We start from the raw sequence: 17,627 nt of genomic DNA, 5'->3' as shown, positions 1-17,627 counted from the left end.
TTTTCAGGTAGCCTTTCTTTCCCCCGCAAAGGCTACCTGAAACCGCCCGAACCATCATATAAGGAAACCCCATGTTCACTCCCCAACAAGCCCTGCAGCGCCTACTCAGCAACAACGAACTCTTCCACGACGAAATGATCGACCTCATGCGCCAAATCATGCGCGGCGAAGTCGCCCCCGAGCTGATTGCCGCCATCCTTATCGGCCTGCGCATCAAAGTGGAAACCGTGTCTGAAATCAGCGCCGCCGCCCAAGTGATGCGCGAGTTTGCCGCCCAAGTGCCCGTGGCCGAGCCCGATAAGCTCGTAGACGTGGTCGGCACCGGCGGTGATGGCGCGCACACCTTCAATATTTCCAGCACCGCCATGTTTGTGGCCGCCGCCGCCGGCGCCAAAGTGGCCAAACACGGCAACCGCAGCGTGTCCTCCTCCAGCGGATCGGCCGACATAATGGAGCTGGCCGGCATCTCCCTCGCCCTTTCGCCCGAACAAGTGGGGCAATGCATCGACCAATGCGGCGCCGGCTTTATGTTTGCCCCCAACCACCACAGCAGCATGAAATACGTTGCCCCCGTGCGCCGCACGCTGGGCGTGCGTACCGTGTTCAACATCTTGGGCCCGCTCACCAACCCCGCCGGCGCCGCCAACCAGCTCATCGGCGTGTTCCACATTGATTTGGTGGGCATCCTCTCCCGCGTGTTCCAGCAGCTGGGCAGCAAACACGCCCTCGTGGTGCACGGTAGCGACGGGCTCGACGAAATCACCCTCACCGGCCCCACCCGCGTGGCCGAGCTCAAAGACGGCCTGATTGCCGAATACGACATCCACCCCGAACAATTCGGCCTGCCCGTGCGCACCAATCTCGACGACATCAAGGTAGCCTCTGCCGCCGAATCGCTCGCCATGATGAACCGCGTGCTCGCAGGCAAAGCCGGCGCCCACCGCGACATCGTGCTGCTCAACGCCGGCGCCACACTCTACGCCGGCAACGTAGCCAATACGCTGGACGAAGGCGTGGACATGGCGCGCGAAGCCATCGACAGCGGCAAAGCCCGCGCCAAACGCGACGAAGTGGCCGCCTTCTCGCAACAACTGGCCGCACAACAGGCGAAATAATGCCGATAAGTTTCAGGTAGCCTTTTATGGTGGATTAAATTTAAATCAGGACAAGGCGGCGAGCCGCAGACAGTACACACGTTACGGCAAGGCGAGCCAACGCTGTACTGGTTTTTGTTAATTCACTATAGCCTATTCTCCGGCCTATTTCCTGATGTGCAGCAGCCCCCGCCACAGTTTTTCTTCCTGATCCGCAATTTCGCGCAGGAAGGCGGCGATTTGGGCACAGCTTTGTTCGCTCGGGCGGCGGCATTGTTTCACGCACTGGCTGGCCAGCTGCCGCCATTGGTCGCCGATGGCGGTCATTTCCTGCGAGGCGGTTTGCAGGGCGGGGTTGGCGCAAATATCGGCAGCCTGTTCCAAAAAATAGGCGTAAAGATAGCGGAAACCGGCGCCGCCGGTGCCGATTTCTTCCTGCATGCGCACCAAGTGGCCGAGCCACAGCTTTTGGTATTTTTCCGGCTCTTGCGGCAGGCACTCGATTTTCTTGGCCACGGTGCGGATGCCGCGCACGCCCACGAAAAACACGGGGGCGAGCATTTGTTTGGCATTTTTGCGGATGACGGCATACAGCAGGGCAGGCAGGCGTTCGGCCAGTTGTTGCTTTGTCGGCAGGCTGGCGGTGTTGAGTGTGTACATCAAGCCTTTGCCGGCCAGGGCGCCTTTGGCAAAGCGGGCACGCTGCAAATCGGCGGCGGCGCAGCGCTGGGGCGTTTCAAACACGGGGTCGCTGATTAAATAATCCTCTCCTTCGCGGCCATACACCAAAAGATTGTGGGCGTTGAAATGAAAGCGCATTTCGGGCGGGAAATAAGGCAGCCAATACACGGAGGTTTGCAAGCCGACCGGCTGCCCGCCAGCCAGCGCCTCATCCAGTGCGGCCGCACCACGCTCGGCTTGGGCAAATTTGCGCATATCCAGCTTCACGCCAAGGGCGCGGCAAACGTTTTTGATGATGCCGCGCGGGGCGATGCGGTAGGAAATCAGGGGCATGCCGTTGAGTTTGACCACGGGCAGATATACAAAGGTGAGCGCGTGGGCAAGCCCGAACACCATGGCTTCATTCATGGCGCAGCCGTGGTGGGTAAGGAGGGTGGACATCACGCCGCTTTCGCAGTGGGCGGTGTGTTGGTGGGTGAAGGTGGTCATGTTGGTGTCGGTGTTTGCGGGGAGGCAGATGATACGTGAAAAATGAAGTAGATGGAATTTCAGGTAGCCTTTAGCGCACGGGCAGGCTACCTGAAACGCCTCTATCTATTAGTCCAGCAAATCGGGCTGAACCTGATGCCTGCCCTGTTCGTGGTCGAGCAGCCATTGTTTGCGCTGCAGGCCGCCGCCGTAGCCGGTGAGGCTGCCGTCTTTGCCGATGACGCGGTGGCAGGGAATGATGATGGAGAGGCGGTTGGCACCGTTGGCAGCGGCCACGGCGAGCACGGCGGCAGGGTTGCCGAGCTGTTCGGCCAGTGCCTGATAATGGGTGGTTTCGCCGTAGGGGATGGTTTGCAGCGCATCCCACACCTGCCGATGAAACGGGCTGCCGGGAGCGAGCAGTGGCACGCTGAATGCGCGGCGCGTGCCTTGGAAATATTCGCCCAACTGGGCTTGCACTAAGCAGGTGTGTTCGTTTTCGCCCTGCTTGGTTTGGCAGACGAACAGGCGCTGAAGATCGCGCAATTCGCCGTCGATGCGCCGGCTGCCGGCAAATTCTAGCAGACACAGGCCGCGTTCGGTGGCGGCGGCGAGGATGCTGCCCAAGGGCGAGGGGAAGGTGTGCAGATAGAGCATGGGTTTGGAGTGAGTAAGGTTCGCTTGGCAGAAGCCCTACTATGTTTTCAGGTAGCCTGCCGTGTTGGCAAAAGGCTACCTGAAAATGTAGTTGCTGCGAAGTTTAAAGGTTTACAGCGCGGTAAAACAGGCTGCCAAACCCAAAAAGATGCCCGGCACGTTGGCCACCACAATCGGCCAATCGCGCGGTTTTTTAAACAAACCGTAGCCTGTCCACAACGTACAGTTCACAAACGCCACAAAGGGCTGCACCGGATTGCCTTTATGCCCGGCCAAGTTATCGGCAATCTGCGGAATGTAGGCCACATACATGCCCACAGCCATGATGCTGGCCACAATACCTAAAATTTTGATTTGTTTTTCAGTCATTATTGCTACCTCTTAAAAGTGAGTCAGACGTTTCATGCCGATATGCACCGGCTTCCCGGTTTCAGGTAGCCTTCATCCATGCGGGCTCGCTGAAAGCGCGCCATTATAAAACCCCTCCCCCGCTGCCTACAAGGCGCACTACAAAACTTAACCTGTTCTTTCACGATGGTTTCAGCTAGCCCCACCGCCCCACAGGCTACCTGAAAACCCTTGCTTGCTTTACAATTACGGCGTTTAGCAACTGAAACGCCTGCCACACCATGCCAGAAAACACCGCATCCGCCGAAAACAGCGACATCCTGCTGCTCGCCCCCTACGCCGAACGCGCCTACCTCGAATACGCCATGAGCGTGGTGAAAGGCCGCGCCCTGCCCGACGTGGGCGACGGCCAAAAGCCCGTGCAGCGCCGCATCCTGTTTGCCATGAAGGAAATGGGGTTGGCCGCCCATTCCAAGCCAGTGAAATCCGCGCGCGTGGTGGGCGAAATCCTGGGTAAATACCACCCGCACGGCGATGCTTCCGCCTACGACGCCATGGTGCGCATGGCGCAAGACTTCACCCTGCGCTATCCCTTAATCGACGGCATCGGCAACTTCGGCTCGCGCGACGGCGACAGCGCGGCCGCCATGCGCTACACCGAAGCCCGCCTCACCCCGATTGCCGAGCTGCTGCTTTCCGAGCTGCACCAAGGCACGATGGATTTTGTGCCGAATTACGACGGCGCGTTTGACGAACCCGTGGCGCTGCCCGCCCGCCTGCCCATGGTGCTGCTCAACGGCGCCTCCGGCATCGCCGTGGGCATGGCCACCGAAATCCCGCCGCACAACTTGGGCGAAGTCACCGCCGCCGCCGTGGCCCTGCTCAAAAAACCCTCGCTCACCACCGCCGAGCTGATGGAACACATCCCCGCCCCCGATTTCGCCGGTGGCGGCCATATCATCACCCCGGCCAAAGACCTGCTCCAGCTCTACGAAACCGGCAAAGGCAGCATCCGCGTGCGCGCCCGCTACGAAATCGAAAAACTGGCACGCGGCCAATGGCGCCTCGTCATCACCGAGCTGCCGCCCAACACCAGCGCGCAGAAAATCCTGGCCGAAATCGAAGAGCAAACCAACCCCAAGCCCAAATCCGGCAAAAAACAACTCAACCAAGACCAGCTCAACACCAAAAAGCTGATGCTCGAGCTCATCGACAAAGTGCGCGACGAGAGCGACGGCGAACACCCCGTGCGCCTCGTGTTCGAACCCAAATCCAGCCGCATCGAGCCGGATAACTTCATCAACACCCTAATGGCGCAAACCGGGCTGGAAGGCAATGTGCCGGCCAATCTGGTGATGATCGGGCTCGACAACCGCCCCGCGCAGAAAAACCTGAAAAACATCCTGCAGGAATGGCTCGATTTCCGCGTATCCACCGTAACCCGCCGCCTGCAACACCGCTTGGAACAGGTGCTCAAACGCATCCATATCCTCGACGGGCGCATGACCGCCTTTTTGCACATCGACGAGGTTATCCGCGTTATCCGCGAAGCCGACGAACCCAAGCCCGAACTGATGGCCGCCTTCGGCCTCTCCGAAATCCAAGCCGAAGATATTTTGGAAATCCGCCTGCGCCAGCTCGCCCGTTTGGAAGGTTTCAAACTGGAGCAGGAATTGGCCGATTTGCGCGAGGAAGAAGGCTACCTGAAAAACTTATTGGCCGACGAGGGCGCGAAGAAAAAACTCATCATCAAAGAGATGCAGGCCGATGCCAAGCAATTTGGCGACCCGCGCCGCACACTGGTGGCCGAAGCCGAACGCGCCGCGCTCACCCACACCACGGCCGACGAGCCAGTAACGCTCATCCTGTCGCGCCAGGGCTGGATTCGCAGCCGGGCCGGGCACGGGCTGGATTTGTCGGCCACCGCGTTTAAAGAAGGCGACGAATTGCAGCAACCGCTGGAAACGCGCACTGTCGACCCGGTGGTGGTGCTCGACACGCTCGGCCGCAGCTACACCATCGATCCAGCCGAAATCCCCGGCGGGCGCGGCGACGGCGTGCCGCTGGCCTCGCTCTTGGAATTGCAGCCGGGCGCGTCGGTGCTCACCATGCTGGCCGGGCAGCCGCAAGAGCACTACCTGCTTGCCGGCAGCGGCGGCTATGGCTTCATCGTCAAACTGGGCGATTTGGTCGGCCGCGTGAAGGCGGGCAAGGAAGTGGTGAAACTGGAGGCAGGCGAAACCCTGCTGATGCCGCAGCCGGTGCGCCAGTCTGCGCTGATCAACCCCGATTGCCGCTTGGTGCTGGCTAGTGCGGAAAAACACCTGCTCGCCTTCCCGATCGGCGAATTGAAAGTGATGGCCAAAGGGCGCGGCCTGCAACTGATGTCTTTACGTGGCAACGACACGCTGCAACTGACCGCCTTGGTATCCACCCCCGATTTCTGGGTGTGCAGCCGCGGCAAACGCGGTGCGGCACACCGCGAACGCTTACGCGTGCAGGACATTGAAGGCAAACGCGGCCGCAAAGGCCGGGTGTTGGATGTTTCAGGTAGCCTCATCAGCCTGAGCAGCACGCAGGAGGGCGAAGCATGATCCAGCTGCCGAAATCGTATACCCCCAACGAATGGGATAGCCAACTCGACCGCTTGCCTTCGCTGATGAACATCGCCCGCGTGAGCCTCTTGCTCTCGCTGCTCACCTTCCACGTGTTGGTAAACGCCTACGGCTCGAATGTGGGCATGGCCAAGTTGGCTTCGATGCCCATTTTCGGTAGTCGCTTCTATATCTGGGCGGCAGTGTATGGCGGGTTGATTGTGTTCAGTATGGTATTTCCCAACTGGCAACAACAGAAAAACAACCTGCCCAACATCAGCGCGGTGGTCGATATCACCATGATGGTGATACTGATGCACCTGGCCGGCGGCATTTCTTCCGGCTTCGGCATCCTAATCTTGCCCTTTATCGGCGTGTCCTGCCTGCTCAGCCACGGCCGTTATCCGCTCTTGTATGCCTCCTATGTTGCCCTCTTGCTATTGATCGGTACTTGGCTAAACTATTGGCCGTTTGAAGCCAACAGCCAGGCCGGCAGCAATGCGATTATCCACACTATCGTGCTCTCGGCAGTGGGCTATCTGGTTGCACTGCTCACCTCGTTTTATGCCTCCTTCCTCAACCGCGCCGCCAACACCCTGAGCAAACACCGCCGCGCTTTCGACCGCCTCAAAGGCCTAAACGAACTGGTGCTCAATCATGTGGCCGAGGCCGTGGTGGTGGTGGATACCGGCTGCCGTATCTGGCTGATGAACCGCCAAGCCGGCCTCTATTTTCCTTATGTAAAGCTCGACCGACATGAAGAAATGTTCACCCTTTTGGTGAAACGCTGGCAGCGTGCGCCTACACGCAACTTCATCACCCATGCCGAGCTGGGCGGGCAAGGCGTACAGGTGCGCGCCCGCCCACTGGTGCGCGAAGACGAATCGCTGCTGATGCTGTTTATCCGCTCCGACCAAGAAGTCGCCATGGAAGCCATGGCCACCAAACTGGCCGCGCTCGGCCAGCTTACTGCCAATCTGGCGCACGAAATCCGCAACCCGCTCTCCGCCATCCGCCAATCCAACGGCCTGTTGGCCGAGGAAGACGAAGATCCGATGACCACCAAGCTGCGCGGCATCATCGACAACAATATCCAGCGCATCGATAAAATGCTGGAAGAAGTGAGCAGCCTGAATAAGAGCGACCGCCTCGATGTGCAAACCATCAACCTGATGAAATTCTGGCTCGATTTCAAGCAGGAATTCCTGCTCACCCACCCCGAAGCCAAAAACGCCGTGCACCTTTATATGCAGGGCAGTGCGCTGAAAGTGTATTTCGACAAAATGCACCTGCAGCAGATTATATGGAACCTCATCAACAATGCCTGGCAGCACGGCAGCAAGCAGGCCGATTCCATCACTGTATTGGTAAAGCCCACCAACGACAACGTATCCGTATCGCTCACCGTGATGGACGACGGCCCCGGCGTATCGCTCGAAAATCAGCCGCGCCTGTTCGAGCCGTTTTTCACCACCCGCTCCGAAGGCACCGGGCTGGGGCTGTATGTGGCACGCGAATTGGCGCACGCCAACTCCGGCCAGCTTCGCTATCATCCCGAAGTCAAGGGATTCGAACTAATCATGCCGAAAGATATCAATGAGTAAACAAAGCCTGCAAAAACCAGTGTTGGTTGTGGACGACGAACAAGACATCCGCGACCTGATGGAAATGACCCTGATGAAAATGGGCTTGTCGGTGGAAACTGCCGAGGGTGTTAACGCCGCCAAAAAGTGGCTCGACAGCAAAAAGTTCTCCCTCGTGCTCACCGATATGCGCATGCCCGACGGTTCCGGGCTCGAAGTAGTGGAATACATCAACGAAAAAGAGCTCGATGTGCCCGTGGCTGTGATCACCGCCTTCGGCAATGCCGACCAGGCCGTACAGGCCATCAAAACCGGCGCCTTCGACTACCTGCAAAAGCCCATCACCCTGGCGCAACTGCGCACCCTGGTTAAATCTGCCATCAAAATCCACGAAGAAGACAGCCGCCCCGCCCCCGTACCAGCCAAAGAAGAGCCCCCGTCCCAAGCAGACGGCGCAGACGAAGGGCTACCTGAAAGCGAGGGGCTACCTGAAAACGAAGAGCCGCAGGAAGAAAACAAAGCCGCCGGCCGCAAGCTCCAGCCCGCAGCCGACAAACAGCCTGCCGCCAACCCCGAAGACATCCCCCGCCTTATCGGCCGTTCCCCGCAAATCGAAGAAGCCCGGCAGATGATCCGCAAACTTGCCCGCACCACCGTGCCTGTGTATATCGCCGGCGAATCCGGTTCCGGTAAGGAGCAGGCCGCGCGCAGCATCCACGAGCTCTCCGATCGGCGCGACCGCCCCTTCGTAGCCGTAAACTGCGGCGCCATCCCCGAAAACCTGATGGAAAGCGAATTCTTCGGCTACAAAAAAGGCAGCTTCACCGGCGCCGACCAAGACCGCCTCGGCTTCTTCCAACACGCCCACGGCGGCACCCTCTTCCTCGACGAAGTGGCCGACCTGCCCCTGCACATGCAGGTGAAACTCCTGCGCGCCATCCAAGAAAAGGCCGTGCGCCGCATCGGCGACGCGCAAGAAGTGAAAGTAGACGTGCGCATCATTTCCGCCACGCATAAAGACCTCGCTGCCCTCGTAGCCAAAGGCGCATTCCGGCAAGACTTGTTCTACCGCCTCAATGTCGTCTCCCTCACCATGCCGCCCCTGCGCGAAATGCGCGAAGACCTGCCCCAGCTCATCACCCAGCTCTTGAGCAAACACCGCCAAGGCGGCGACTACACCCTCACCCAGCCCGCCAAACAGGCACTGTTGCAATACAGCTATCCCGGCAACTTCCGCGAGCTGGAAAACATCCTCGAACGCGCCGTCGCCCTAGCCGCCGACAACACCATCGATGCCACCGACCTCCAGCTCTCCAGCTCCCCGCTATTGGATGAAGACGATGACTGGGGCAGCGCCATCGCCGCCGTCAGCCAAAACAGCATCAGCGCCGACACCGCTGAAGCAGCCGCTCCCGAAAGCAGCGGCCAGCTCGACAACCTGCCCGGCTTCGTCCTCGGCCGCACCCAGGTGCAGGACTATCTCGACGATGTAGAGCGGCTGATTATCGAGCAAGCCCTGCAAAAAACCCGCTACAACCGCACCCAGGCCGCCAAACTGCTCGGCATCAGCTTCCGCTCCATGCGCTACCGGATGGAACGCTTGGAAATCGAATAGCCGAATAACTTGGCTGAACCAAGCGATAAACTTTCAGGTAGCCTTTGAGGCTACCTGAAAGTTTATCCATATGAATATAAAAAACATCTTTATAGTGAATTAAATTTAAACCAGTACAGCGTTGTCTCGCCTTGTCGTAACGTGTGTACTGTCTGCGGCTCGCCGCCTTGTCCTGATTTAAATTTAATCCACTATATAACCAAACCTTCGAATCCCCCAGTACACGTTTCCATTCAGGCTCCAATCCAAAGGAGTAAAATAACCGCTATCTTTGTTAGGCAATCACCGGCCTGCAGATAAGGCTACCTGAAAGCCAAAATCCAGATACAAGGAGAAGCCAATGTGGAAAGAACCAAATCCTCGCACCCTGGACGGCTTGCTCGCCGCGCTGTTCTATGTGCCGATGCTGGTACTGTTTATGGCTTATGCCGATTGGTATGGTTTGAGCCTGTTTCTCTTATTGATGCTGCCCACGCTAGTTATGTACGTGTTCGGCCTCAAATGGAAAGAATTCAAACCCTATCTGGCCTCAGGCATTTCACTCAGTGCCAATATGGCGCTATGGTGGGTATTCCTTTAATCCAACACAGATGCGCTGTTTATTTATCTTATCGGGATGTGTGCCTGGTCTCTCGGCTTTTTCTGGCTGTTGATTACCCAGCGTGATTGGGAAGGCAGCAATAAAGGCGCATTTTGGCGAGGATTTCTGATGACAGGGGTAGGTTTTGCGCTTGTCTGCTTTGCTACCTTATTCTAACGAACACACCCGCCGCCATAGCTGAAACAATTATTTCCTCACACCAGACGATAAGCCACCATGCACCCCATCCCGCTCATCACCCCCACCCCGTACACCCTACCCGACTATGCCCGCCATCCCGCATTGACTGTCTCCAATACCCCGCCTGCCTCCGGCCTCTACCTGGCCGCTGAAGAGCATGGCATCGTGTTGCACCACGCGGGCGACAAAGGCAGCGTGTGGGTAGATTTCACCGCCGGCGCGGCGCAGCACCGGCGGCTGCACGGCGGCGGCGAGTTGCTGGCCAAAGCCGTCGGCCGCAGCAAACAGCCCACCGTGTGGGATGCCACCGGCGGGCTTGGCCGCGATAGTTTTGTTTTGGCCGGTTTGGGGCTGAACGTGCACATTTTCGAGCGGCATCCCGCCGTATACTGCCTCTTAGCCGACGGCCTTGCTCGCGCCCTACTCCATCCTGATACCGCCGAAACCGCTTCCCACCTCACCCTGCACCACGCCGATGCCGCCGAATATATGCCGCGCCTGGCCGCCGAAATCGGCCGCCCGCAAGTGGTGTATCTCGATCCGATGTACCCCGAACGGCGCAAATCGGCAGCGGTAAAAAAAGAAATGGCGTTTTTCCACGAGCTGGTCGGCACCGCGCAAAACGACACCGCCCTGCTCGATGCCGCCCTCGCCACAGCCACCGCCCGTGTGGTGGTCAAACGCCCGCGGCTGGGCGATTTTCTGTGCGGCCGCAAGCCAGATTACCAATACACGGGAAAATCAACCCGGTTTGATGTGTATAACGGCCATGCTGATTAAGCCAACCTAATAAAAAGGCTACCTGAAAACTAAACACTGCGTTTTCAGGTAGCCTCACAGCATAGCCGGCAATCTTTCAGCTAACCTTCCACAAAGGCTAGCTGAAAACAAAACTCCAACAAACCAAAACCTCCCGCCACCCCATTTGGGCAGCAGGAGGTTTCGTTTTTCATCCCGCCTTAACGCTGCTGGTTTTGCAGCAAGGCAGCTCGTTCTTTAAATGCTTCGTTTTCCTGCGGGGTCAAGATCCACATTTCCACAATATTGCCCGCCCCGTTGCGGCGCAGAGCCACGATACGGCCGGTGTAGTTTTGCAGCTGGCCGTGGGTAATGAAGCGGTTGTTCTCGTCTTTAATGCGCACGCCCTGCACCATATCCACAGTCTTCGCGCCATCGTCCAGCCAGCCCAAAGTCAGGGTACGCAGCCAGGAAAAGCCGTCTGTAGTGAGCGTAACCTGCGGAAAAGAAGCAGATTTCAGCACGGCCACTTCCATACTGTCGATGGGGAAGCGGTACGCCCAAGCGGTGCTGCTCAAGGCCAACAGCAAAGCCAGCAAATATTTTTTCATGTTTCGTCTGCCTGTGTGATTAATCGGATTAAAACGCTGCCATTATAATATGTTGGTACCCGCTCGGCTACTTGCACGCCGCCGGGATGCTGCGCCAAACGCGCGAAAGCGTGGTGCCGTTGGCATACAGTTTAATCTCCGAGCTTCTCACGCCGCGTTGGCGCACATCCATCACCACGCCATCTTTATTCGTGAAAGGGTTGTGCAGCGCCACAGTGTAGGCTGAATTGGTGTAACTACGCACTTGGATAAAGTTTTCCGGCAAACGCAAACGGGTTTGCAGCTGTTGTTGCAGGCATTGCGCCGCTTCGCCCGGCGCTTTGTTGCTCTGCACTTCCACCTCCGGCCTGCCGCGCGTGGGCTGGCTGCGGAAGCCGTAGGCCATGCGCGAACTGCCGATTTTCACATCGTCATCATAATTGATATTCGACTGCTGCCGACGGATACCCGCCGCTTCCGGCGAAACGCAACCGGCCAGCACCAACAGTGGCAACAGCCACAATAAATTAGAATATTTCAACTTTTTTCTCCTACAGCCAGCCAAACCTGATTGAGCCCGGCTGATTTGGAACAGAATTCGGAATGCCCGTGCGGTATCCACAAAGCTGGGCATGATAGCAGCGGAACAAGCAATTTCGAAACCGTTTAACCCGGCTTTACTCCAACATACTGTCTGTAATATTATTTTTACAGTTTTCAAACTAGCTATTCCTGTTTATCCAGGCTACCTGAAAACGCCAATCCCGCCGCCATCCGGCACTTGACAGCCTACTCTACTCCATTTACACTCCCTACCCATGAATACGCAAAACCTCTCTTTCGCCCCGTTTTATTGGTACCGCCCAGCCGAGCGGTATCTTTTGCTGCGCGCCTGATTTGCGCCACACCAGCCGAAAGAAAAGCTACCGCCCGGAAACCCCGAGCGGTTTTTTATTTACTCCGGCAAGGCCGCTCACCCACGGAATCCCTCCCATGAACCGCCAAGCCGAACAGGAACATAAAATGTCTGCCCTAGCCCGCCAACTCCGCCAGCTTCCCCCCGCCCAGCCCCGCACCGAGCTGCAGCGCTGGTATTTGGCCGTAGACGGCAACCAGCATCGTGCCGATTTGCAGGCCGATACGCCGCAGCAGCAAGATTTCATGCTGTGCGAAGCCCTGCTGCCGCAAATCCGCTCCCTGGCCTGCCTGATTGCTGCCGAGCGGCACAATTTCAAGCAGCACAGCCCGGAAGTATTCACCGAAGAAGCAGATTGGTTTGCCGCCCGTATTTTGGTATTGGGTGTGCGCGTGTTTCATTTAGACATCACGCTGATTCCGATGCTGCAAACCGCCAACCGCCGCGCTGCCGAATACGCCCGCAAACGCGGATTGCCCTTCACCCCCGCTCAAATGCGCATGAGCCTGCACGCCTCGCGCCCCAACGGCGGGCTGATTTTGGAAAACGCCTGCTTTGCCGATGCGGATTTGGGTATAATCGGCAATTCGCTGCAACTGAGCCACAGCCTGCCCAATCTGATAACCGGTTGAACGCAGACTGGCGGCTACGGGCACACAAAACACACCGTCTGATAAAAAGGCTACCTGAAACGAAGTTTGCCCAAGCAAACCGAGTTTCTGCGAAGCGAACAACAAAGCCGCCGGCAAACCCAACCCACCATGCTCGTTTTCAACCCCGAATACATCGACCGCCCGCCCGAACGCCTGCCGCGTTTGGGCGTTCTATTGCTGCTGCTATGGATTACCCTGCCGCTGGCCTTCGCCCTACCTGTAGGCGTCATTGTCGTATTCGGCGTGCTGTGGCTGATCCAGCTCGGGCTCACGCTGATCGGCAGCCGCGGCCTGCCCGCTTGGGCCACCGCCATCGGCGGCCTGGCTGTGTTTGGCTTCGTGTTTTCGCAGTTGGGCACCTTTCTCGGCAGTGAAGGCGGCAGCGCACTGCTTCTGCTGCTGGTGCTGCTCAAGACCTATGAAAGCCGCGTGTTACGCGATTGGCATATGCTGCTTACCGCCATGGTGTTCCTGATGGGTGCCACCGTGCTGCTCAACCAAGGCATGTTCATCGGTCTGTGGCTGTTGGCCGGCCTGTTCGGCACCGCCACCTGCATCGCCCTCTTCAATATGCCGCTGCGCCTGGCCGCCCGCCACGCCGCTACCGCCCTGCTGCTCACCCTGCCGCTGGCCGCCGTATTATTTATCGCCGTGCCGCGCATGAGCGAACCGCTGTGGCGCATTCCGCAGCCGCCCAAGCCGGGCCAAGCCCAAACCGGTCTGTCCGATACCATGCAGCCGGGCAGCATCAGCAATTTGGTGCAAAGCAACGAGCTGGCTTTCAACGCTACTTTCGACGGGGGCTACACCCCCAATCCGGCCGACCTCTATTGGCGCGCCATCACCATGAGCCAGTTTGATGGTGAGCAATGGCGTGCTGATGATGACGAACTGCCCACCCGCGCCGACACTGCCTACACGCAAACCATCGTTTCCTACAGCATCATTATGCGCGACGAGCAAGGCCGCATTCCTGCGCTGGACTACCCCATCATCAACTTCAACGCTGACAACGCCCGCAGCAAAATGCGTTTTGCCGAAGGCCACACCATCCGCGTGCGCAGCCACGACGGCCTGCGCCGTTTCGTGCTTCGTGCCGCCATCGGCAACAGGCTACCTGAAAAACTCTCCCCCTCGCGCCAACACCAGCTGAGCCGCCTGCCCGGCTACAGCAACCAACGTATCCGCTCACTCGCCCGCCAGCTGCGCAGCCAATCCGCCAACACCGCCGATTTCGTCGACCGTACCCTGGCCTACTACCGCAACCAATCCTTCGCCTACACCCTCAACCCCCCGCTCGACCGCAGCCCCGACCGCATCGACAACTTCGTGTTCGACAACCGTCGCGGCTTCTGCGAACACTATGCCGAAAGCTTTGTGGCCATCATGCGCGCCGCCGGCGTGCCCGCCCGCGTGGTTACCGGCTATCAGGGCGGAGAATACAACCCCGACGGCGGTTTCTGGCAGGTGCGCGGCAAAGATGCCCACGCCTGGGCCGAAGTGTGGCTGCCCGAAGAAGAAGCCTGGCTGCGCGTCGATCCCACCGCCGCCGTGAGCAGCAACCGCATCGAACAAGGCCTCTCCTCCGTGCTGGAGGTTGGCGAACAAGAGCTGGTGGCCGGCAGCGGCAATTGGCAATGGTGGAGCAAACTCAGCGCCGAGGGCCAGTTTTACTGGCAGCAATGGGTGGTGAACTACGACAGCAGCTCGCAGCAAAGCCTGTTCCGCAGCTTAGGCTTGGGCGGCTTCAACCTATTGAGCCTGCTCGTATTCCTGCTGATTGGCGGCACTTTGGCCGTGATTCCGCTGTGGTTGTGGTGGCGGCGCAGCAGCCGGCGTTATGCCAACTTGTTGGAAGAAGGCTTCGCCCGCATCAAAGAACGCCTGCTCGACGTGGAAGGCATCGACCCTGCCGCCCTCGGTCCCGCCGAAACCGCCGACATCCTGCGTGAGCAGGAATGCCTCAGCCCCGAGCTGGAAAGCCTGCTGGCACAATACGAGCGCTGGAACTACGCCGATGACGGCCTGCCCCCGAAAGCCGCGCAAAAACGCTGGTACCGCCAGTGCTGCCGCGCCGTGCGCAAGGTTAAGCTGTAACACACCGCGCCTTTACCTAGCCGAACTCAGATTAACGTTCCTTTTTCCATTTAGCTGTTATCTTTCAGGTAGCCATTATCAGAGCAAGCTAAATCCGGATAAAGGCTACCTGAAAATTCATTTGCAACACCCAAAAAGGATAAATCCATGAAACGTTTCTTCCCCCTGATGGCCGCCCTCGGCCTGGCCGCCTGCGCCGGCAGCCAAACCCCTGCTGCCGCCGAGCCGGCTGATGCCTCTATGCCCGCCGTCGGTATGGCCAACCCCGCCAGCGTGTACTGCGTACAGCAAGGCGGTAAGTCTGAAATCCGCAAAAACCAAGACGGCAGCGAATATGGCATGTGCATCCTGCCAGACGGCAAAGAAGTGGAAGAATGGGCATACTACCGCGCCAACAATGGCGGCAATGGCAAATAAACCCTGCCCGGACAAACAGGCAGGCTACCTGAAATCCAATTTTCAGGTAGCCTGTTTGCTTTTTCCTGTCGCCAAGAATAGCGTTGATAATGCTAAAATACCGCCCTTAGCAACAACATGCCGCACCGCGCATCCGTGCGCCCGAACAACCCCATCAAAGCATTCCACATGGCCTACCAAGTTCTCGCCCGCAAGTGGCGCCCCAAAACCTTTGCCGATTTAGTCGGGCAGGAACACGTTGTCAAAGCCCTGCAAAACGCCCTGGGCAAAGGCCGCCTGCACCACGCCTACCTGCTCACCGGCACCCGCGGCGTGGGCAAAACCACCATCGCCCGCATCCTTGCCAAAAGCCTCAACTGCGAAACCCCGCACGAAGGCGAGCCTTGCGGACAATGCCAAAGCTGCCGCGATATCGACGCCGGTCGCTTCGTGGATCTGCTCGAAATCGACGCCGCGTCCAACACTGGCATCGACAACATCCGCGAAGTGCTGGAAAACGCCCAATACGCGCCCACCGCCGGCAAATACAAAGTCTATATCATCGACGAAGTGCACATGCTCTCCAAATCCGCGTTCAACGCCATGCTCAAAACGCTGGAAGAGCCGCCCGAACACGTCAAATTCATCCTCGCCACCACCGACCCGCACAAAGTACCCGTTACCGTGCTCAGCCGCTGCCTGCAATTCGTGCTGCGCAACATGACCGCCCAACAGGTATCGCAGCACCTTGCGCACGTTCTGACCAGCGAACAAATCCCCTACGAAGCCCCCGCCCTTGCCCTGCTCGGCCGCGCCGCCGCAGGATCCATGCGCGACGCACTCAGCCTGCTCGACCAAGCCATCGCCATGGGTTCGGGCAGCGTAACCGAAGCCGACGTGCGCCAAATGATCGGCGCCGTCGACCAACGCTACCTTTACTCCCTGCTGCAAGCCGCCGCCAACCAAGACGGCGCCGCCCTGCTCGCCACCGCGCAGGAAATGGCTGGCCGCGCCATCGGTTTCGACAGCGCCTTGAGCGAGCTCGCCCTCCTGTTGCAAAAACTCGCCCTCATCAAAACCATCCCCGCCGCCGTGCCCGCCGACGACCCCGAACGCGATACCCTGCAACAGCTCGCCGGCCAACTGGGCGACGAACAAATCCAGCTGTATTACCAATGCGTTATCCACGGCAAACAAGACCTGCCGCTCGCGCCCGACGAATACGCCGGCTTCGTGATGACCCTGCTGCGCCTGCTCGCCTTTGCCCCCCTGGCTGCAGCCGAACTGCCCGAAGGCAGCCAAATCAGCGGCAGCGAACTGCACGATCCCGCCCCAAAGCCCCGTCCGGCTGCCACACCGCAGCCGGATAAGGCCCACAGGCTAACTGAAAACCATGCAGCAGAAACCCCACCCGCCCAAGCCGAACCAAGGCTACCTGAAAGCGAACATAGCGCGCTTCTGCGCAGCAACAACGAGCAACGCGAGTTCCCGCACAGCCCAAATGAATACGACCGTTTTTCAGGTAGCCCAGACGACAACGGCAGGCTTTCGCACAACGAACCCCTGACGCAAGAAACTGCCCCCGCTGCTCGACATACCGAAAGGCTACCTGAAAATATTTCAGGTAGCCCAAACGGTCAGCACGGGCTTTCGCCAAACCCAAACGAATCCGGCAGCCCGGCACCCGCTTCAGCCGAACCCAGCCGCCCCTATCCTAGCGAGCCGCAACCTGCCGTGTCGGAAGCCATCCCCGCCGCCTTCGAAAGCAGCCCGCCGTGGGATGATGCCCCACCCGCCGGTTTAGAAACCGCGTTGTCGGGCGGCGCATTAAGCCAAAGGCTACCTGAAAACGAACAAGGCGAGCTTCCACACAGCCAAAACGGGCAAAACGAACCATTTCCCGCCCAATCAGCCGCTGCTGAAACCCCAGAAAGCACTGACACCGCAGCCCTGCCCCTGCCCGATGCCGATACCTGGCCGCAGATCGTCGCCGCCATCGCCCCCAAAATCGGTGCCGCCCAAATGAGCGCCCAGCACACCGCCTGCCTCGGCTACGACCCGCAGCAACACCTGCTCACCCTTGCCGTGGCCGAAGCCGGGCAAGTCAGCATCAGCCGCGAACACATCCAGCGCATCGAGCAGCACCTGGCTGCCGCCTACGGCCATCCCGTCAGCATCCGCACCATCGATTGGCCGGCCGGCGGCAAAGTCGCCGAAACCCCCGCTATGCGCCAACAACGCCTGCGCCAAGCCGCCCGCGATCAAGCACAAAGCCTGCTGGAACAAGACCCTGCCGCGCAAGATATCCTCAATCTATTCGGCGCCTGCTGGCTACCTGAAAGCCTTGTATTGCAGGAAAACGGCCAAACCTAAGGCCGTTCCCGCACTTTTTTATTCCCACCCACTCTTTAAATAG

The 17,627-nt window shown here is 58.8% G+C and carries 15 protein-coding genes; 10 read left to right on the top strand and 5 right to left on the bottom strand.

What is annotated here, in order from left to right:
- Window positions 1-71 precede the first annotated feature (71 nt).
- Window positions 72-1,115, top strand: a complete 1,044-nt coding sequence (gene trpD, locus ACO6EE_RS05290) for an anthranilate phosphoribosyltransferase (RefSeq protein WP_485959758.1) — start codon at window positions 72-74, stop codon at window positions 1,113-1,115.
- Between the two features lie 144 nt (window positions 1,116-1,259).
- On the opposite strand, the gene darH is transcribed toward trpD, so the two are convergent.
- The 3 genes from darH to ACO6EE_RS05275 all read right to left on the bottom strand — a co-directional run bounded on the left by darH (window position 1,260) and on the right by ACO6EE_RS05275 (window position 3,269).
- Window positions 1,260-2,264 carry a BtrH-related acyltransferase DarH gene (gene darH, locus ACO6EE_RS05285; RefSeq protein ID WP_485959757.1) on the bottom strand — a complete coding sequence of 335 codons (1,005 nt, stop codon included), beginning with the start codon at window positions 2,262-2,264 and terminating at the stop codon, window positions 1,260-1,262.
- 108 nt (window positions 2,265-2,372) lie between these two features.
- Entirely contained in the window at window positions 2,373-2,900 is a 528-nt protein-coding gene (locus ACO6EE_RS05280; protein WP_485959755.1) for a methylated-DNA--[protein]-cysteine S-methyltransferase, read from the bottom strand.
- Window positions 2,901-3,011: 111 nt separating this feature from the next.
- Window positions 3,012-3,269: a SemiSWEET family transporter gene (locus tag ACO6EE_RS05275; RefSeq protein WP_023886953.1), complete on the bottom strand. Its 258-nt coding sequence runs from the start codon at window positions 3,267-3,269 to the stop codon at window positions 3,012-3,014.
- 260 nt (window positions 3,270-3,529) lie between these two features.
- Between ACO6EE_RS05275 and parC the strand changes: the two genes are divergently transcribed.
- The 5 genes from parC to ACO6EE_RS05250 all read left to right on the top strand — a co-directional run bounded on the left by parC (window position 3,530) and on the right by ACO6EE_RS05250 (window position 10,601).
- Window positions 3,530-5,842, top strand: a complete 2,313-nt coding sequence (gene parC, locus ACO6EE_RS05270) for a DNA topoisomerase IV subunit A (protein ID WP_485959754.1) — start codon at window positions 3,530-3,532, stop codon at window positions 5,840-5,842.
- A complete protein-coding gene (locus ACO6EE_RS05265) occupies window positions 5,839-7,446 on the top strand; it encodes a sensor histidine kinase (protein ID WP_485959753.1) in 1,608 nt (535 codons plus the stop codon). Before parC ends, ACO6EE_RS05265 begins: the two co-directional genes overlap by 4 nt.
- Window positions 7,439-9,040, top strand: coding sequence for a sigma-54-dependent transcriptional regulator (locus ACO6EE_RS05260; protein WP_485959752.1), 1,602 nt, complete (start codon window positions 7,439-7,441; stop codon window positions 9,038-9,040). Before ACO6EE_RS05265 ends, ACO6EE_RS05260 begins: the two co-directional genes overlap by 8 nt.
- A gap of 340 nt (window positions 9,041-9,380) precedes the next feature.
- Window positions 9,381-9,620 (top strand): hypothetical protein, encoded by a 240-nt coding sequence (locus tag ACO6EE_RS05255; RefSeq protein ID WP_485959751.1) that lies wholly within the window; start codon window positions 9,381-9,383, stop codon window positions 9,618-9,620.
- 237 nt (window positions 9,621-9,857) lie between these two features.
- On the top strand, window positions 9,858-10,601 hold the full coding sequence (locus tag ACO6EE_RS05250; protein WP_485959749.1) for a class I SAM-dependent methyltransferase: 744 nt from the start codon (window positions 9,858-9,860) through the stop codon (window positions 10,599-10,601).
- A 179-nt stretch (window positions 10,602-10,780) separates the two neighbouring features.
- Here the strand turns inward: ACO6EE_RS05250 and ACO6EE_RS05245 are convergent, their stop codons facing one another.
- Window positions 10,781-11,170 (bottom strand): hypothetical protein, encoded by a 390-nt coding sequence (locus ACO6EE_RS05245; RefSeq protein ID WP_023886959.1) that lies wholly within the window; start codon window positions 11,168-11,170, stop codon window positions 10,781-10,783.
- Between the two features lie 67 nt (window positions 11,171-11,237).
- Window positions 11,238-11,690, bottom strand: a complete 453-nt coding sequence (locus ACO6EE_RS05240; protein ID WP_485959747.1) for a hypothetical protein — start codon at window positions 11,688-11,690, stop codon at window positions 11,238-11,240.
- 482 nt (window positions 11,691-12,172) lie between these two features.
- Between ACO6EE_RS05240 and ACO6EE_RS05235 the strand changes: the two genes are divergently transcribed.
- The 4 genes from ACO6EE_RS05235 to dnaX all read left to right on the top strand — a co-directional run bounded on the left by ACO6EE_RS05235 (window position 12,173) and on the right by dnaX (window position 17,584).
- Window positions 12,173-12,697 (top strand): hypothetical protein, encoded by a 525-nt coding sequence (locus ACO6EE_RS05235; protein WP_485959746.1) that lies wholly within the window; start codon window positions 12,173-12,175, stop codon window positions 12,695-12,697.
- A gap of 66 nt (window positions 12,698-12,763) precedes the next feature.
- A complete protein-coding gene (locus ACO6EE_RS05230; RefSeq protein WP_485959744.1) occupies window positions 12,764-14,815 on the top strand; it encodes a transglutaminase TgpA family protein in 2,052 nt (683 codons plus the stop codon).
- Window positions 14,816-14,962: 147 nt separating this feature from the next.
- Window positions 14,963-15,232 (top strand): putative hemolysin, encoded by a 270-nt coding sequence (locus ACO6EE_RS05225; protein WP_485959743.1) that lies wholly within the window; start codon window positions 14,963-14,965, stop codon window positions 15,230-15,232.
- Between the two features lie 168 nt (window positions 15,233-15,400).
- A complete protein-coding gene (gene dnaX / locus ACO6EE_RS05220; RefSeq protein WP_485959799.1) occupies window positions 15,401-17,584 on the top strand; it encodes a DNA polymerase III subunit gamma/tau in 2,184 nt (727 codons plus the stop codon).
- Window positions 17,585-17,627: the final 43 nt, after the last annotated feature.

The organism is Eikenella sp. (genome assembly GCF_057315495.1).
This window is presented reverse-complemented; position numbering and strand designations above follow the sequence as displayed.

What these genes read in the sequence shown, in the direction of transcription:
- ACO6EE_RS05265 (WP_485959753.1), top strand. Translation starts at nt 5,839, where the DNA reads ATGATCCAGCTGCCGAAATCGTATACCCCCAACGAATGGGATAGCCAA.
- dnaX (WP_485959799.1), top strand. Translation starts at nt 15,401, where the DNA reads ATGGCCTACCAAGTTCTCGCCCGCAAGTGGCGCCCCAAAACCTTTGCC.
- ACO6EE_RS05225 (WP_485959743.1), top strand. Translation starts at nt 14,963, where the DNA reads ATGAAACGTTTCTTCCCCCTGATGGCCGCCCTCGGCCTGGCCGCCTGC.
- darH (WP_485959757.1), bottom strand. Translation starts at nt 2,264, where the DNA reads ATGACCACCTTCACCCACCAACACACCGCCCACTGCGAAAGCGGCGTG.
- ACO6EE_RS05250 (WP_485959749.1), top strand. Translation starts at nt 9,858, where the DNA reads ATGCACCCCATCCCGCTCATCACCCCCACCCCGTACACCCTACCCGAC.
- ACO6EE_RS05275 (WP_023886953.1), bottom strand. Translation starts at nt 3,269, where the DNA reads ATGACTGAAAAACAAATCAAAATTTTAGGTATTGTGGCCAGCATCATG.
- ACO6EE_RS05280 (WP_485959755.1), bottom strand. Translation starts at nt 2,900, where the DNA reads ATGCTCTATCTGCACACCTTCCCCTCGCCCTTGGGCAGCATCCTCGCC.
- ACO6EE_RS05255 (WP_485959751.1), top strand. Translation starts at nt 9,381, where the DNA reads ATGTGGAAAGAACCAAATCCTCGCACCCTGGACGGCTTGCTCGCCGCG.
- parC (WP_485959754.1), top strand. Translation starts at nt 3,530, where the DNA reads ATGCCAGAAAACACCGCATCCGCCGAAAACAGCGACATCCTGCTGCTC.
- ACO6EE_RS05245 (WP_023886959.1), bottom strand. Translation starts at nt 11,170, where the DNA reads ATGAAAAAATATTTGCTGGCTTTGCTGTTGGCCTTGAGCAGCACCGCT.
- ACO6EE_RS05235 (WP_485959746.1), top strand. Translation starts at nt 12,173, where the DNA reads ATGTCTGCCCTAGCCCGCCAACTCCGCCAGCTTCCCCCCGCCCAGCCC.
- ACO6EE_RS05260 (WP_485959752.1), top strand. Translation starts at nt 7,439, where the DNA reads ATGAGTAAACAAAGCCTGCAAAAACCAGTGTTGGTTGTGGACGACGAA.
- trpD (WP_485959758.1), top strand. Translation starts at nt 72, where the DNA reads ATGTTCACTCCCCAACAAGCCCTGCAGCGCCTACTCAGCAACAACGAA.